Origin of the sequence: Psychrobacter piscatorii, assembly GCF_043641605.1 — a bacterium.
Lineage (GTDB): Bacteria > Pseudomonadota > Gammaproteobacteria > Pseudomonadales > Moraxellaceae > Psychrobacter > Psychrobacter piscatorii_C.
Genome location: NZ_JBHZRK010000001.1, coordinates 82,241 through 98,077, shown reverse-complemented (window position 1 = coordinate 98,077; position 15,837 = coordinate 82,241). Strand labels below are relative to the sequence as shown.

Below are 15,837 nucleotides of genomic sequence, written 5' to 3'. Positions count from 1 at the left end.
GGGAGGTTCATTGACCTATGACAGATCTTTTTGCACCTGCACCTACAGATAATTTATTGCCCTATGATGGTAAGGTACACGACCTTGGAATGCTTATAGACGATACAGAAACGCTCTATGATACGCTACTGGCTGAGCTACCTTGGCAATCGGATATAGTGACGTTATTTGGTAAAACTCATGTGACGACTCGTCAGATTGTTTGGATGGGAGACACGGATGCAGATTACCAGTATTCAGGGCACACGCGACAGACAATACCATGGTCAGATATAGTGTTCCACGTGAAACAACATGTAGAAAAAGCGTTGGCAGACATCGGTATTGCAGCACATTTCAACACCTGCTTGCTCAACTATTATCCAACTGGCACTGATGGCATGGGCTATCATGCCGATGATGAAAAAGAGCTCGGTCATCAACCAATCATTGCGTCTCTCTCCCTTGGTGCCACCCGCAAGTTTGTCTTTAAGCACAAAAAAACTCAAGAAAAAGTCGCGCTTTATCTTGAGTCTGGACAATTAATTGTCATGCATGGGGACACACAGCGCTTTTGGAAGCATACAATCACGAAAACAAAAACAGTCGATACTGGACGGATTAGCCTGACATTTCGTCAAATGCTTGCAAACTAAAACTGCTATGGAGGTTGAGTAAACGATTACCTATGCAAGACGATCTAAAAAACGTTCACGGTAGCATTGATACGCCGCTTCACAGACATTGGCCGTATAGTTGGCATTGACGCCACCTGCCACTACTGCACCCACCGCAGGAATGATTTGCGCGGCTTTCGTTTTGACCATATTGGTGGCCATTTTGGTTGCTGTCTGACGCAGTACCCGCGACATGACCTCTTCATTAATCTGATTAAATGCCTGCGTTTCTGGATCTTTAATCATCGCACGGGTATCATCCAGTGCTGCTTTGCGCGCTTCAGCAGAGGCAGAAGTAGCCACCGCCAACAAAGACATGGCAAACAACTGCTCGCCTTTATCATTCATGTCAAAGCCAAAGTAAGTCGCATACTCTCCGATAGCGCGTAGATTGGCAGTGATAAGACCAACGACGTCGGCAGGAATACCTACCCAGCCAACCACCCCTGTCGTCACGCCTTGCGCACTGGTGAGCGCGACATATTTACTTTTGAGCAGCTTGACTTGTTTATCGACAACCGCAATTGGTAGATGTTTAATATCAGAAAGCGTCTTGATTGACGAGCCTTCAATATCAGGCTCCTCTTGATAGCTCTCGATAACGCCTTGAGTGTTCAATGTCCAATTGGCGGCATTACTCAAAGTACTGATGGTTTGCGCAGTTGCTTTTTTTAAGGCATCGCCGAATTGCGGCACATCCATTAATGCATTACCTGCCGCGACAATAGGCGTATTAAGGACCGCAAAAGCTTTGTCCAAAACGCCTTTATCAGGGTTTTTCCATGCTTCTATTTCTTCACGCACTTGCGCTTCATAGGCGACATGATCCATGACTTTTTCGTCTGTTTTTTTATTCTCTGTATCTTTATTCTCAATGTCTTTATTCATAGTCATAGAACATCCTTTGTTATTACTTCATTTATCAGCGTGTCTCTCACTATCCTACAGCAGACAACATTAGAGAGTAGGCCTGTTGTGTTGTCAGAGACACCATTCTTGTAGAGTTTTATGAAGTACGTAAAGGATCCTATGATTTTTAAAAAACTGGTTAGCGCCCCTTATTCAGAAGCAGCAAGGACAATCTTGCCGAATGCATCGCCCTTTTGTAATTCATGATGAGCTGCAACCACTTCTGATAAAGGATAGATTTTTTGGATTTTTAAGGTTAATTGACCATCAGCGACTTGCTGTAAAACACGCGCCATATCATCACCACTACGCTGCGCTTTATACCCTGATACTTCTAAGCTTTTTTGCTCGCCTGCTTCTTTGAGCTTATCGACCCAAATGGTTGGCAACACATTCACGCGCGCGCCCGATTTGAGCACACTCAGCGCGCGAACACCGGCTTCATCGCCAACCAAGTCAAGTAGTACGTCGGCTTGCAAGTCAGGGAACGCTTTGTCTTTGGTATAATCGATCCAGCCTGCCAGTTTAGACTTGTCGATGACCTCTGCAAGCTTGGCATACTTCTCTGGCGAGCAAATGACTGTGACTTTGATATTGTTGGTAGCAACCTTATGCATTAATAATTGAATCAGCAAATGACCAACGCCGCCTGCTGGTGCATTGATCACGACATGCTCACCCTCTTTGATATCTGCAAATTCCACAAACTGTAGCGCTGTTTGCCCAATGCACGGCAATGCCCCTGCTTGCTCTAATGTCACATTCTCTGGCACTTTGGCCAGCATTTTGGTGTCTACCGCCACGTACTGCGCATAGCAACCACCAGTAAAGGTCAAGGCGGCAACGCGATCTCCAATAGCGAACTCATCGCTGTTGCTATCAACCACTGTACCTGATACATCAAACCCTAAAATAGCAGGCTGGTTATTATCGAATTTTTGTTTTTGGATATTTTCTGCGCCCCAGCCTTTGCCTTGGCGGGTTTTATAATCGACAGGGTTGATACCGGCGTAGGCGACTTTGACCAATACCTGATCGTCCTGTAATTCAGGGATATCGACACCATCCTGATATATCATTACTTCTGGTTCACCGAATTCACGTATTAGTGCAGCGTGCTGGGTATTGGGGAGTTGATGTTGCTGATAGTTATCATTAGTAGCTGGCGTTGCCATTGCAGAATATCCTTATATTTTGTTTATTAGTTAGTGCTTACTATTTATTTCAAGTTAGATGACTATTTCATAAGGGGCGATTTTAGTCGATAGTATTTTTGCTAAAAAGATGTTTTAGTCTCGATAGATTATCAAGGCAGTGCATCCGAGCACATCACCACCAAGTATTAAGAAAATATTAAGGCAGCATCAGCTCTGCACTAATCGGCAAATGATCCGACAATGATGACCACGGCTTTCCACCATGTACCCATGCGTCTTTGACAACCAAATTACGCAGATAGATACGATCTAAACTGAGCACTGGCAGTTTTGCTGGGAATGTCGGTAGCAATTTGCCATGACAATGTTTAAATGCTTCTATCATACCAAGCTCAGCTGCCAGTTTGTCGCAAGACATCTTTTTCCAATCGTTAAAATCGCCTGCCAAGATGAGCGGTTGATCAGGTGCAATCTCATTTTTTACATAATCGCTGATGGCCTGATATTGCTTGATACGATCGCGCTCAAATAAATTTAGATGCGCACATAGCACCACGACTGGCCGCTCCCAACCGATCGGCTGCACTTCACAATGCAGGACGCCGCGCTGCTCTAGCCTATTGACGGTAATATTGACATTGTGTTTTGGGTCTAATGGGAACCGGCTTAATACGGCATTGCCGTGATGACCATTCTCGTATTCTGAATTTTTGCCATAGCTATTTTCTAGATCTAAAAACTCGCCAAACCATTCATGCTGAGATTGATTAGGATATTCGTTATATTGCATGTTACGTTTGAGGTTTTGTCCCTGCACTTCTTGTAGACACAATATATCAGCACCCACCGCTTCTAGCGCTTGAGCAATACCTTGCATTTTCACCTGACGGTTTAGTGGTGACATGCCTTTATGAATGTTGTAGCTAGTTAAAACAAAAGAGGTGGTAGTCATAATTTGGTTAATTGTACGCTCAATATTTATGGAGTAAAAATCAATAGCTCAGCTACGATAACACCCAGAGTGATAGTAATGAAAGAAATAAAAAGAGCACTGGCTCATATCGAACCAATGCTCTCATATTACACCTATGCATTATTAATGGCTAATTCATAAATGAATATCGCACGTAGGTGTCATTGTTAGATCATCGTTAAATTAGTAACGAGTAACCAACGCGATTGGTTGATCTTCACCCATGATATCTTGTGGCATAAATACAGCTTTACCACCATTATGGATGACATGCTCGATGATTTCACCGATCGCATCATCAGTCACGCCTTCTGCGCTAGCGTCGCTTACAAGGCTTAGAGTTTGCGCTTTTTCATCAATTTTGGCAGATTGGATATAGCCACGACGTACATAGAGAGTCTCGCCAGCGCCTTGGAATGCACTACGATATACTTCCTGTAAATCAGTCTGCAGCATATTTGCACCGCGGGCTTTATCGATTTCTCCCAAAGCAGCGTGGTGTAATGATGTACGATATTCTTCTACCGCTTCTTGTACACTATCAACGATATGTTGAGCGCTCCCATCTTCTAAATTAGTGGCATTTGACACGGTAGCAATGATGTTATCCGGACGATCACAGACTTCTTTATAGTAACCGATATTTTTGGCGTCACCAACGATCACCAGTGGCATTTTGTGCTCACCCCATAGCTCTTGTACGCTTTTATCGACTTGGTTAAAGTATTCTTTTAAGTGGCTGCTTTCATTATTCGATGAGCGATCTGATCCGCCGTCACCTGTGGTATATAGCCCATTATTCTCAACAGGGAACTGGATATTTTCCATATTGTTTTGTATGTCATCATCTTTATCAAACTCTCTAATGACGCGATCATTTGATGCTTCAATTAGACGAGAGTTATCGCGGGTTAGGACGACCGTATAGTAATGTACCGCACTGGCCATATCACGCACCAAATCACGAGTGGCAAAGCTGTCTGATATCACAACGCGCTCTGTGGTATCGATTGGCATACGAACGATTTGCACATCATCTGTACTAGCAAATATCGCTAAAGTATCGAGATTATAGTTATGATTTAATTCTTTAGTCTTTGCATGGATGTTATCTAAGATGGTCGTCGCTGTGCTTTTATCATATTCTTTGTTTAGGCGATCTTCGACAACTTTCAACTGATTTTTTAGAGCGATAGGATCTTGCTCGTTAGCTGGATGTGCTCGGTGAGTCTTAACAAAGATACTTACCGCTGGATTTGCTTTGGTTTCACGTAAGCTTTTAAGAGTCGCTTTCATATATTGCTCCTTGTTTTATTATCATCTACTTTCGATTTTATACATTCTTTTATGAGTACAATGTCATGGCATCTTGCCTTATCTCTTACTAATAGCAGCTCTGATCATTGTCGGTAAACAACAAATCATGCTATCAATTCATCAATAGTTTTTGTCCATGCTTTATCCGTACACCTGATCGGCGTACAATTTTTTGAATTCCTTTATATTGATGCTAACAGCTACCCCTCATTCGCTATAGGGTTAATTTGCAAGCAAATGATAGCGCTTTGTAAGTAGAACAATCTGTATTGTTAAATATTTCTACTATCTCAGCCTACTATATTATTTGTCGTTTCCTTTGATCATTCACTTTTAGTTTAAGCATTCACTCTTAGTTTATAAGCACTCAGGTTGTATTTTGACTAAATGAACCCATCTTTTATATAACTAAATATAAATTTCAAATGGCGCGAATCGTAGTACATCGCAAATTTAGCTCATGTCAAGCGCGATTTAAAAGCTACGTTTGCCCAATGTTTTTTTCATAATAATCATTAATATCGGATACCTTTATGACTATTCCTTCTTCAGATTTGCGCCTTGTTGATTTTACCAATGCTGCGCCAAGTACATTACAAACCCAAGTCATCAATGCTATCGACGATGCCAATAGTTTTTTAGATAACTTGACGGCGGTGTCTGACAATAGTACTGACATTGCAAAATTAAGCGCTGAGCAAGCACTGGCAGATGTGATGCAGTTTGATCATATCAATCTGGCGCTAGATCGTAGCTGGGGAATCTTATCGCATCTCAATGGCGTGATGAGTAACGATGAGATTCGTCATGTCCACCACGAGCTACTGCCCAAGTTATCGGCTTACGGGACGCGGGTTGGTCAACATCAGCCACTTTTTACCCGCTATCAAACGATCGTCGATGATACCGAGTTTTTTGCGGCACTTGAGCCTGCACGTGCGCGGGCGATCGAGCTGGCACTACGTAGCTTTGAGTTATCAGGGGTGGCATTACCTAAGACTGAGCAAGATAAATTTGCTGCTATTCAAAGTGAGCTATCTACTTTATCTGCGACATTCTCAGATCATATCTTGGATGCAACCCAAGCCTTTGCATTGCCTCTAGAAGAAAGTCAGCTAAAAGGCTTAACAGAGAGCGGTTTGGCGCTATTGGCAGATGCAGGTGAACAGTACAAGACTCGTGAGCTTGCTAATGGCACCCTGAGTCAAACCGATATAGACGCGCTTCCGACGCCTTATTATGTCGCAAGCTTGAATATTCCTGTATATCTAGCGGTTATGACCCACGCTGATGACCGCAGCTTACGGGAAACGCTGTATCGCGCTTATGTCACGCGCGCCTCTGAATTTGATACGCATACCAATGCTAAAGGTGAGTCATTAAACAATGCTGACATCATGAGCCAAATTCTCACTTTACGTGAGCAAAAGGCCAAGTTACTAGGCTTTGATAATTATGCTGAAGTATCCCTATCGACTAAGATGGCAGACAGTGTCTTAGAAGTAGAAACATTCTTACGTGACTTGGCGGCCCAAGCGACCCCAGCCGCGCAGAAAGATTTAGCACAGTTACAGAGATGTGCGCAGGATTATGGCATTGATGAATTGCAGCCTTGGGATAGCGCCTACATCGCTGAGAAAGTAAAACAAAGTGAATTTAGCTTGTCGCAAGAGGAGATTCGTCCTTATTTCCCACTGCCAAAAGTGACTAGCGGTTTGTTTGCCATCGTCGAACGTCTATACGGTATTACAGTACAAGAGCAAAGCTATGAGGGTGCAGATGGTCATTCCGTATCACGCTGGCACGATGATGTGCGCTTTTATCAGCTATTTGACGCTGATGATCGCTTGATTGGCGGGTTTTACTTTGACTTATTTGCGCGCAGTGGTAAGCGCGGCGGTGCATGGATGAGTGGTTTTCAATCTCGTTATAGCTATGAGCAACAAAACCATCAGCAGCTACCTGTTTGCTTCATGGTTGGCAATTTTACGCCCGCACTTGATGGCAAGCCAAGCTTATTGACCCATGACGAAGTGTTGACCTTGTTCCACGAGTTCGGTCACGGCTTACATCATTTGTTAACTCAAGTGACGGTCGGTGATGTCGCGGGTGTCAATGGCGTCGAATGGGATGCCGTCGAGCTTCCTAGTCAGTTTATGGAAAACTGGGCTTGGGATGCTGAAGGGATTGCCCTTATTAGCAGTCATGTCGATACTGGCGAGCCATTGCCTAAAGACAAACTTGATGCGCTATTGGCTGTCAAAAACTTCCAAAGCGGCCTACAAACGCTGCGCCAGATCGAATTTGCGCTGTTTGATTTGCTGATTCACGCCCATACACCAGCACTTGATTATGAAGGTATCTTGAAGACACTAAATGCTGTGCGTAGCGATATCGCTATCATGCAAACACCTGATTATAACCGCTTTGCCAATGGCTTCAGTCATATATTCGCAGGTGGCTATGCGGCAGGTTATTACTCGTATAAATGGGCTGAGCTGCTATCAGCTGACGCGTTTAGTAAGTTTGAAGAAGACGGTATTTTTAACCCAGCAACGGGTAAAGCCTTTCGCGAGTCGATCTTGTCTGTTGGAGGCAGTTTTCCAGCCAAAATCAACTTCGAAAACTTCCGTGGCCGTAGTGCGAGCATAGATGCGTTGCTACGTCATAATGGTTTCACTGATGCAAAAAATACTGATGCTGCCAATGCTCAAACGACACGCGAGGCTATCTAAATGCGCTATCAGTCATCAAGCCCTAAGCGTCGATTTTTAGCAGGAGTGCGCTGTCCAAAATGCCAAGAGATGGACGCTGTGGTGCAGGTAAATATTGTCACGCCAGCGCCAGATGAATACATCGAATGCACAAAGTGTGGACATTTGGAACATCGCCCCGACCCTGATGCCATCAGCGCCAAAAACCATCTTGAGGATCAGCTTGCTCGCGATGCCATGACAACAGGCACCAGCGGTACAGTCAAGTTCAAACCCTAGTTATCTAACATTGGCTCTATACTACGACTTAAAAAACTCACTATTTAATACTGACTTAAGCCTATCTATCAATAGATAGGCTTTTTATTTTGAGTTTGCTATAGTAGGTCTACTTATATTCTTGCCATCAATTGATCATAATATGAACCGTAAAAAAAAGCGCCCTGTATCGACCAAGTCTTCTAAAGCAAAAACTGCGCAAGCAGGCCGACGCGTTTGGGTAATACTTATTTTTGCGGTGATACTCATTGCTATTGGTTACTTACTTTGGGTAAAACCCGAGCCAGAAGTGGTTTTACCTGTCAGTGAACCACCTACGATGAATGAGCAAACCGAGGCGGCTCAAGCGGCTTCAACTCCAGACGTCATAACTGATGAGCCTGACACTGTACTCACTGACAGCAGTGTCACTGATGAAAGCGCCAATGTAAACGACGATAAGAGTGTTGAAACGCCAAATCCTAAAGCTATTTTAAATGCGCCTCTGCCAAAGACGGACAGCTTAGCTAAAGAAGAAATTGATCGTTTAGAGGACGAACGTAAACGCTTAGCCGAACAAGAAAAGTTGGCTGCGGAGCAATTGGCAATGAATAAACAGCTAACCGATATGAAAGCCGAGCAAATCGCTCTACTTGAACAGCAAATAGCACAGTTAGAAGCGGATGGCCCTGCTAGTACAGAGACACAATAAACGCAGGATTTTCACAAAGAGGTCTATAATGGCGATTCTGCAACTTACGCATGCCTCTATTTTAAATAGCAATGCACAGCTGCTTGTTTTACCTGTCAATAACGCTGGGGTCATTCTAGACCCTGTGCTTGCACGAGCCAAAACATTATTTCCTGATAACTATCATCGTTATCATAGCGCGTGCCGTGATGGCAGTCTGAGTGTTGGCAGCTGCTTACTGCATAAGCGTACACGTGAGCAAGCTGGTCTTGGCATCAGTAGTAACGGCAATCAGCCAAGTTATATCGCCAACCTTGTTATATCAAACCACCCATACCATCCTGCGCGGTCGCGTTGGCTCATCGCGGCTTTAATCGACCTGCAGCAGCAATTAATACCGCTCATACGCTACCAAGGCATACGCAGAGTTTCGCTACTCACTCGTCCGCTTATCTCCGACAATCCGCGCGATGCTATATCTAATACAAATGAGAGTATAAATTCGCTGCCTCTAGATTGGCAGACTGATACGTTTCCTTTACTGACCGAGTACTTACAAGACTTACCAAAGCTACGCATCGATATACATTTACCTAAAAGCATTGATTTATAAATGGCTCTCTAGCCAGTCATCATTTTTTTGTGTCCATAAAAAAACCGCCTTGAACACTCATAACGAGCATTTCAAGGCGGTTTTTTTATTACTTAAACTATATCAAATACTGAGCCTTAGTTCTGCTCAACACCTTTCATAGTTAGCTTGATACGGCCACGATTGTCAACGTCTTGTACAAGCACTTTAACGACCTGACCTTCTTTCAGATAATCAGATACATTTTCTACGCGCTCTTCTGCGATTTGTGAAATATGTACTAAACCATCAGTGTTTGGTAAAACATTCACAAATGCACCAAAGTCGACGATACGAGCAACCGTACCTTCATAAGTTTTGCCAACTTCAACTTCAGCAGTTATTGCTTCGATTTTACCGATAGCGGCTTTAGTCGCTGCTTTGTTTTCACCAAAGATACGAATTGTACCAGCGTCATCGATATCGATAACCGCACCAGTCTCTTCGGTTAGCTGACGGATAGTTGCGCCGCCTTTACCGATAACGTCACGAATCTTGTCTGGGTTGATTTCGATAACAGCATAGTTCGGGGCATGAGCGTTGATTTCAGTACGGCTCTCAGGCAATACTTGGTTCATTGCGTCCAAAATATGGATACGACCAGCGTGGGCTTGCTTAAGCGCTTGCTCCATGATGTCAGGAGTAATACCTTCAATCTTGATATCCATCTGTAGCGCAGTGATACCGTTTTTAGAACCGGCTACTTTAAAGTCCATGTCACCTAGATGATCTTCGTCACCTAAGATATCTGACAAGACAGCAAAGCGCTCACCTTCTTTAACCAGACCCATCGCGATACCAGCAACTGGTGCTTTTAATGGTACGCCTGCATCCATCAACGCCAAGCTTGCACCGCAAACAGACGCCATAGAAGATGAACCGTTTGATTCAGTGATTTCTGATACTACACGGATGACATATGGGAAGCGTTCGCTATCTGGCAGCATCGCTTGGACACCGCGACGTGCAAGGCGACCATGGCCGATTTCACGACGCTTTGGAATACCTTCGCGGCCTGTCTCACCCACTGAGAAATGCGGGAAGTTGTAATGCAACATGAAATGGTCACGAATCGTGCCACCTAATGAGTCAATCATGTTGACGTCACGGCTGTTACCAAGCGTGGTAGTAACCAGTGCTTGCGTCTCACCGCGGGTGAACAGCGCTGAACCATGTGTATATGGTAATACACCCACTTGTACGTCAAGCGCACGAACCGTCTCAAGATCACGACCATCGATACGCGGCTTGCCTGACAAGATATTGTCACGAACGGTACGATACTTAAGGTCGTTGTAGATTTCTTTTAGCTCAGACACAGTATCGGCATAAGTTTCTGACTCAGCATCACCAGCAAGCGTATCAATGATTGATTGTTTGATCTCATCAAGCTTCGTGTAGCGATCTTGCTTATCAGTGATGGTGTATGCATCCGCAACTTGCTCACCGAACTGCTCTTTCATGCTGCTAGTCAGTGCTTGATCACGCTCAGGCGCAGAATACTGCTGCTTAGCAGTACCAATTTCTTCCGCCATTGACGCGATATTATCGATAACGATTTGCTGCTGCTGATGACCATACAATACGGCACCTAACATCTGATCTTCTGACAACTCAGCCGCTTCAGACTCAACCATCAATACCGCAGACTTAGTACCAGCCACAACCAAATCTAGATCACTGGTTTCAAGCTGCTCAGTCGTTGGGTTTAGTACGTATTCGCCGTTAATAAAACCCACACGAGCGGCAGCGACAGGGCCATTGAATGGCGCATCAGAGATAGCCAATGCAGCTGAAGCACCGATTAATGCAGCGATGTCTGCAGACTGCGTTTTATCTGATGATACAACTGTCGCAGTGATTTGAATCTCGTTTACATAACCTTCAGGGAAGAGCGGACGAATCGGGCGATCGATTAAGCGAGAAGTTAGCGTTTCAAACTCGCTCGCGCGGCCTTCACGTTTGCCATAAGCACCTGGGATTTTACCCGCTGCATACATTTTTTCTTGATAGTTTACGGTCAATGGAAAGAAGTTTTGACCTTCTTTGGCCTCTGATTTTACGACTGCTGCGACAAGTACGGTCACGCCGCCCATGTGTACTAAAATAGAGTTTGCTTGACGAGCAATACGTCCTGTCTCGATAATGACTTGCTGGTCGCCGTACTGAAATTCACGCTTAATGGTATTAAACATTGTCATATAATCTTCCTAATGTTGACTGACAAAAGTGATATCAGCTTCAAAAAACCTGATATCTGTCATTAAAATTCTGTGTATATGGTCATTAACTGACAATCTCTCTATTAGAAATCATCTCAATCAATGCCAATAACTTTACCTAATTATTTCATATATCTTTTCGTGCTAGACATCGTACTATTATGTATATTTGGTCGTTCAATTTTGGCTTTACTATAAATACTATCAAACAGACATTAAGTCAAAAGACTTCGGCGCTAAAAACCGTCTAGGCTATTTCTACGCTCTTAAGAATCAGCTATTCACGCAATAAGCTAAGAGACAAGTACTTTATCAGTAGTCGCTATATATTCAGTAGATATACTATCGAACTCACAAGGCATTATTTTACAGTGATTTATAGCCATTGACCAATTAATTGCAGAACAGAGCCGTTATCGATAGGAAATACTGATTTTAACGCCCAATCAGTATCATTATCCCTATTTTTGGTCGCTTATGTTTGTCGATCTTGATGTGTTTTAGACAAATGGTGCTATCTAAACATAGCTTTCAAAATGAATAAGCATAAAAAAACGGCGTGAAACTATTCCACACCGTTTTTAGAAAAATCTATTTTATCGATAACAACAAACAAGTTCCAAGCGGTTAGTAAAAATTTTAAAATTCTGCCATATAATGGCGTCTTTTGTTTTATCACCCACTCGTACTATTGTCGTTAGATTAGCGACGTAGACCTAACTGGCTAATAAGAGTGGTATAGCGACCAAGATCTTTACCTTTTAGGTAATCAAGCAATTTACGACGCGTGTTAACCATACGGATAAGACCGCGACGGCTATGATGGTCAGCTTTATGTGCTTTGAAATGGTTTTGCAAATCGTTGATACGAGCGCTCAACAAAGCTACTTGAACTTCTGGGGAGCCCGTGTCATTTTCGCCACGTTGGTATTGAGCGATGATTTGTTCACGATCGGTATTAGTTAGCATAAATATCTCCGGCAATGCTAAAAACTTTAAAAACAGACTACAATTTGAGTCAGATTAAAAGCAATAGAATAATAAATAAAATAACTTGCGCGCCATTCAGGACAACCCTGCATTACTAGAGTTGACCTAGTGTACGACAAGCTCGGTTAAAAATAACGACCATTTAACACGTTTGAACGTATGCATTATATGAGTCAAAGCCAATACCTAATTAAGGTGTCGATCTAACCAACATACGTTATTCAAAACCTGATTTAAATGTGAGGGTAATTATAACAAAAAACTGCTGAACTAGCAGCAGTTTTTCATAATACTTGTAAATTTGGATTTGGCACTAATAGGAGTGCAATTCATCAACAGATCATAAGATTTGCTTATTTGTTGACATCGTCTTGTGTCGCATTACCACCTAACTCATCATCGTCAAGCGGTGACGCTGTGGTGACTTCTGCCAAACTATCAGGAGTAGCATCCTCACTAGGGTTAATGTCTTCTGATAATTGCTGAATTTCTTTTTCTTGCGCATCCATATTATCTGTTGAGTTATTCATGTTAGCTCCTACATTATTATTTTTCGAAATATCTACTTTACAGTTGCTGATACTAAGATAATTATTGCTGCTAAGCTAAAACCAAATGCAGCTGTGCCATCCTAAGGTGAATGACACACAGAAATACTATTTGTCTTCTTTAGCATTTTCTACGTTGCTAGCAATGCGGTCTGCTGCTGCTTCGCTATTTTCAGTATGGTTATCTTCAGTTTGACTCTTAAGAGCGGCGGTTGCCGATTCAGCACGTTGTTGCTCAAGTTTGGTATCGTTTGGGTTAGAGTTAGACATAACATTTTCCTTAGTTGTAGTTATAAATAGGTGAGAATTTTTAATTTTTCATCTTTTAATAGATGAAGAAAAAATTAAGATAATGCTTTATCAATGGCATCGACAAAGTTGCTAATATCATCTGGATTACGCGAAGTAATTAAATTGCCATCGACCTGTACTGTTTTGTCGACGTACGTTGCACCAGCATTTTCTAGATCGGTTTGCAGCGTGTGATAGGCGGTCAGTGTTTTGCCTTTCGCAATACCTGTATTGATAAGTGCCCAAGAAGCATGGCATATGACAGCTAATGGTTTACCTGCATCATTGATGGCATTGATGATCTTGTGAGCTTCTTTGTTACCACGAATGGTATCCGCATTAACCGTGCCACCTGGTAATACCAATGCATCATAATCAGAAACATTTGCATCTTTTACAAAGATGTCAGCAGTAAAGGTATCACCTTTATCTACATCCTGCTGCATAGCCTGCACTTCTTTATCTTTATTAGTAGTGATCAGAAGGGTCTTATAACCTTTGTCTTTTAATTGATTATTCACGTCTTCGTATTCTGCTTGCTCGAAGTTATTGTGTAGTAAAAAAGCGATCGTTTTCATGATATTCCTTTTTTATTTATACTTGTTTCTGTTTATTTACATTTGAGTTTTTATAATCGAATTTATTATTATTCTATAATTTTTGTTGTTTATTATTATTTGATAAATAATTGTTGCGTTAATAATAGTCATCCTCTGACGTATTTTTTCTTATTAAAGAATATCCTTTCTACATGCTTTTTTATTCTTATTTTCTATTGTTATATCATTCTTCCACTTTTTTTTGATCCAGCCTTCCCTAGCTGGTATATCTACTGTACAAAAAAAACAGGTTTCACCATAGGTGAAACCTGCAATAAAATGTGACGGTATGTGATTAGTGTAAACTATTAGTAAATTGAACAAGCCTCAGTTAACAGATTAGCTATAGCAGTCACTCTACTATCAGCGCTGAATCAACTTTTTAGGCTGTAATCGACCATTAAGGCTAACAGCCCCTAATCCAAGAAATTCTCCTTGCTCATTTAGCAAGCGTATATCAACAGGTAGCTCGTGCTCTAAAGGCTGCGAGATGTCAATCCTGTCTTCAATACCAATATCAGAACCAACAGTAATAGTTTCTGCTTCACTGGCATTGGATATCTGATAAGCAGCATTGCTTGCAACATAATCTCTAAGCTTACCTGTCAAGCTATCGGATACGTTTAAGCGCTGTCCCATATGTACGCGCGCGCATTGTTCTTCAGTCAATATCAATTCAGCATCGATATTAATGCACGCATCAACAGGCAATAACTGAGAGTGTCGGCTATCTAAGTCTTTCTCTTCTAAAGCCGATAATGCAATAGACTCATCAATACTAAAATTACCGACTTGCGTGCGACGCAATGCCGTTAAATGTCCAAGCGTACCCAATGTTTTCGCAATATCCTCTGCTAACACACGTACGTAAGTCCCTTTGGTACAAGTAACGGTCAAACGAATCTGTGTATCATCAATCGCATGCAGCTCGATAGCCTTAATAGTAATATCTCTCGGTGGCCTATCGATTTCAATACCAGCGCGGGCATACTCGTACAGTTTTTTGCCATCTTTTTTTAATGCTGAATACATTGGTGGTATCTGCTGCTGAGCGCCCAGAAACTGACGTGCAATAGTAGCCAATGAAGCATCATCAAATGCTGGAATAGCGGATTGTGCCACCACTTGACCGTCTGCATCACCCGTATCGGTTTGACTACCCAGCAAAATAGTTGCTTGGTAAGACTTGTCAGCATCCAGTTGATAATGACTAAACTTGGTCGCTTCGCCTAAGCAAATCGGCAGTAAACCAGTTGCCATCGGATCAAGCGTACCAGTATGACCAGCCTTTTTACTATCGTGTATCGGTGACTTAAACAAATACTTCACTTTTGACACAACTTGCTGTGAAGTCATACCTTTGGGTTTGTCCACCAGGATAACACCTGAAACTTTTATTTTTTCAGGTGTTATCCTGGCTTTTTTATCAGGTTGCTTAGACGCTATAGACATAATAATAACTTACTCGTCATTCTCGTTTTGCTCAGTCTTGGTGACGGCTTTACTGATCAAGTCCATCATGTAGTTACCACGGGCAGTCACTTCGTCATAGTGAAAGCGTAGACGCGGCGTAGTACGTGTTTTTAGACTATGGCTCAGCTCAGTACGCAAAAACCCTGCTGCTTTATTCAGTACTTTGACGCTTTCTTCGTGATTGGTCTTAGTCATGGCATCATTGAGCTCAGGCTCCATGATAGTGACATAGACATCTGCATAGCCTAAATCTGGGCTAACTTTGACACTAGAGATCGTGACAAAACCTGTCAGGCGAGGATCATTGACTTCATCACGAATAAGAACAGCAAGCTCACGCTGGATCTGATCGGATAAGCGTTGTAGACGTTGGTTCATGTTGTTACCTTACTTTAATGGGCTTATTGT

At 42.5% G+C, this 15,837-nt stretch carries 16 protein-coding genes; 5 read left to right on the top strand and 11 right to left on the bottom strand.

What is annotated here, in order from left to right; genetic code table 11:
* Nucleotides 1-17: 17 nt before the first annotated feature.
* Entirely contained in the window at nucleotides 18-635 is a 618-nt protein-coding gene (locus ACHUET_RS00465) for an alpha-ketoglutarate-dependent dioxygenase AlkB family protein (RefSeq protein WP_394209771.1), read from the top strand.
* A gap of 30 nt (nucleotides 636-665) precedes the next feature.
* Here ACHUET_RS00465 and ACHUET_RS00460 read toward each other — a convergent pair whose 3' ends face one another.
* The 4 genes from ACHUET_RS00460 to ACHUET_RS00445 all read right to left on the bottom strand — a co-directional run bounded on the left by ACHUET_RS00460 (nucleotide 666) and on the right by ACHUET_RS00445 (nucleotide 4,991).
* Complete coding sequence (locus ACHUET_RS00460; RefSeq protein ID WP_394209769.1) at nucleotides 666-1,550, bottom strand: EcsC family protein; 885 nt, start codon at nucleotides 1,548-1,550, stop codon at nucleotides 666-668.
* 164 nt (nucleotides 1,551-1,714) lie between these two features.
* Nucleotides 1,715-2,740, bottom strand: coding sequence for an NADP-dependent oxidoreductase (locus tag ACHUET_RS00455; protein ID WP_394209767.1), 1,026 nt, complete (start codon nucleotides 2,738-2,740; stop codon nucleotides 1,715-1,717).
* A 178-nt stretch (nucleotides 2,741-2,918) separates the two neighbouring features.
* The gene (locus ACHUET_RS00450) at nucleotides 2,919-3,674 is read right to left on the bottom strand and encodes an endonuclease/exonuclease/phosphatase family protein (protein WP_394209765.1); all 756 of its coding nucleotides are present in this window, start codon (nucleotides 3,672-3,674) and stop codon (nucleotides 2,919-2,921) included.
* Between the two features lie 204 nt (nucleotides 3,675-3,878).
* A complete protein-coding gene (locus tag ACHUET_RS00445) occupies nucleotides 3,879-4,991 on the bottom strand; it encodes an AOC03_06830 family ribosome hibernation factor (RefSeq protein WP_394209763.1) in 1,113 nt (370 codons plus the stop codon).
* 554 nt (nucleotides 4,992-5,545) lie between these two features.
* Here ACHUET_RS00445 and ACHUET_RS00440 point away from each other — a divergent pair.
* The 4 genes from ACHUET_RS00440 to ACHUET_RS00425 all read left to right on the top strand — a co-directional run bounded on the left by ACHUET_RS00440 (nucleotide 5,546) and on the right by ACHUET_RS00425 (nucleotide 9,288).
* Nucleotides 5,546-7,747 carry a M3 family metallopeptidase gene (locus ACHUET_RS00440; RefSeq protein ID WP_394209761.1) on the top strand — a complete coding sequence of 734 codons (2,202 nt, stop codon included), beginning with the start codon at nucleotides 5,546-5,548 and terminating at the stop codon, nucleotides 7,745-7,747.
* Nucleotides 7,748-8,005: a YheV family putative zinc ribbon protein gene (locus ACHUET_RS00435; RefSeq protein ID WP_394209759.1), complete on the top strand. Its 258-nt coding sequence runs from the start codon at nucleotides 7,748-7,750 to the stop codon at nucleotides 8,003-8,005. It abuts the gene before it with no gap.
* 142 nt (nucleotides 8,006-8,147) lie between these two features.
* Nucleotides 8,148-8,696, top strand: a complete 549-nt coding sequence (locus ACHUET_RS00430; protein ID WP_394209757.1) for a hypothetical protein — start codon at nucleotides 8,148-8,150, stop codon at nucleotides 8,694-8,696.
* Nucleotides 8,697-8,724: 28 nt separating this feature from the next.
* Nucleotides 8,725-9,288, top strand: a complete 564-nt coding sequence (locus ACHUET_RS00425) for a hypothetical protein (protein WP_394209755.1) — start codon at nucleotides 8,725-8,727, stop codon at nucleotides 9,286-9,288.
* 116 nt (nucleotides 9,289-9,404) lie between these two features.
* Here ACHUET_RS00425 and pnp read toward each other — a convergent pair whose 3' ends face one another.
* The 7 genes from pnp to ACHUET_RS00390 form a co-directional block, all read right to left on the bottom strand.
* The gene (pnp, locus tag ACHUET_RS00420) at nucleotides 9,405-11,507 is read right to left on the bottom strand and encodes a polyribonucleotide nucleotidyltransferase (protein ID WP_394209753.1); all 2,103 of its coding nucleotides are present in this window, start codon (nucleotides 11,505-11,507) and stop codon (nucleotides 9,405-9,407) included.
* Between the two features lie 723 nt (nucleotides 11,508-12,230).
* Entirely contained in the window at nucleotides 12,231-12,497 is a 267-nt protein-coding gene (rpsO, locus tag ACHUET_RS00415) for a 30S ribosomal protein S15 (protein ID WP_045443035.1), read from the bottom strand.
* A gap of 374 nt (nucleotides 12,498-12,871) precedes the next feature.
* Nucleotides 12,872-13,048: a hypothetical protein gene (locus tag ACHUET_RS00410; protein WP_238035964.1), complete on the bottom strand. Its 177-nt coding sequence runs from the start codon at nucleotides 13,046-13,048 to the stop codon at nucleotides 12,872-12,874.
* 126 nt (nucleotides 13,049-13,174) lie between these two features.
* Nucleotides 13,175-13,336 carry a hypothetical protein gene (locus ACHUET_RS00405; protein WP_394209750.1) on the bottom strand — a complete coding sequence of 54 codons (162 nt, stop codon included), beginning with the start codon at nucleotides 13,334-13,336 and terminating at the stop codon, nucleotides 13,175-13,177.
* Nucleotides 13,337-13,410: 74 nt separating this feature from the next.
* Nucleotides 13,411-13,935: a type 1 glutamine amidotransferase domain-containing protein gene (locus ACHUET_RS00400; RefSeq protein WP_201599480.1), complete on the bottom strand. Its 525-nt coding sequence runs from the start codon at nucleotides 13,933-13,935 to the stop codon at nucleotides 13,411-13,413.
* A gap of 384 nt (nucleotides 13,936-14,319) precedes the next feature.
* Nucleotides 14,320-15,408: a tRNA pseudouridine(55) synthase TruB gene (gene truB / locus ACHUET_RS00395; protein WP_394209747.1), complete on the bottom strand. Its 1,089-nt coding sequence runs from the start codon at nucleotides 15,406-15,408 to the stop codon at nucleotides 14,320-14,322.
* A 9-nt stretch (nucleotides 15,409-15,417) separates the two neighbouring features.
* Entirely contained in the window at nucleotides 15,418-15,807 is a 390-nt protein-coding gene (locus ACHUET_RS00390) for a ribosome-binding factor A (RefSeq protein WP_201599478.1), read from the bottom strand.
* Between the last annotated feature and the right edge of the window lie 30 nt (nucleotides 15,808-15,837).

Excerpts from the sequence above, each read along its gene's own strand:
- ACHUET_RS00465 (WP_394209771.1), top strand. The coding sequence starts at position 18 with ATGACAGATCTTTTTGCACCTGCACCTACAGATAATTTATTGCCCTAT.
- ACHUET_RS00460 (WP_394209769.1), bottom strand. The coding sequence starts at position 1,550 with ATGACTATGAATAAAGACATTGAGAATAAAGATACAGAGAATAAAAAA.
- ACHUET_RS00455 (WP_394209767.1), bottom strand. The coding sequence starts at position 2,740 with ATGGCAACGCCAGCTACTAATGATAACTATCAGCAACATCAACTCCCC.
- ACHUET_RS00450 (WP_394209765.1), bottom strand. The coding sequence starts at position 3,674 with ATGACTACCACCTCTTTTGTTTTAACTAGCTACAACATTCATAAAGGC.
- ACHUET_RS00445 (WP_394209763.1), bottom strand. The coding sequence starts at position 4,991 with ATGAAAGCGACTCTTAAAAGCTTACGTGAAACCAAAGCAAATCCAGCG.
- ACHUET_RS00440 (WP_394209761.1), top strand. The coding sequence starts at position 5,546 with ATGACTATTCCTTCTTCAGATTTGCGCCTTGTTGATTTTACCAATGCT.
- ACHUET_RS00435 (WP_394209759.1), top strand. The coding sequence starts at position 7,748 with ATGCGCTATCAGTCATCAAGCCCTAAGCGTCGATTTTTAGCAGGAGTG.
- ACHUET_RS00430 (WP_394209757.1), top strand. The coding sequence starts at position 8,148 with ATGAACCGTAAAAAAAAGCGCCCTGTATCGACCAAGTCTTCTAAAGCA.
- ACHUET_RS00425 (WP_394209755.1), top strand. The coding sequence starts at position 8,725 with ATGGCGATTCTGCAACTTACGCATGCCTCTATTTTAAATAGCAATGCA.
- pnp (WP_394209753.1), bottom strand. The coding sequence starts at position 11,507 with ATGACAATGTTTAATACCATTAAGCGTGAATTTCAGTACGGCGACCAG.
- rpsO (WP_045443035.1), bottom strand. The coding sequence starts at position 12,497 with ATGCTAACTAATACCGATCGTGAACAAATCATCGCTCAATACCAACGT.
- ACHUET_RS00410 (WP_238035964.1), bottom strand. The coding sequence starts at position 13,048 with ATGAATAACTCAACAGATAATATGGATGCGCAAGAAAAAGAAATTCAG.
- ACHUET_RS00405 (WP_394209750.1), bottom strand. The coding sequence starts at position 13,336 with ATGTCTAACTCTAACCCAAACGATACCAAACTTGAGCAACAACGTGCT.
- ACHUET_RS00400 (WP_201599480.1), bottom strand. The coding sequence starts at position 13,935 with ATGAAAACGATCGCTTTTTTACTACACAATAACTTCGAGCAAGCAGAA.
- truB (WP_394209747.1), bottom strand. The coding sequence starts at position 15,408 with ATGTCTATAGCGTCTAAGCAACCTGATAAAAAAGCCAGGATAACACCT.
- ACHUET_RS00390 (WP_201599478.1), bottom strand. The coding sequence starts at position 15,807 with ATGAACCAACGTCTACAACGCTTATCCGATCAGATCCAGCGTGAGCTT.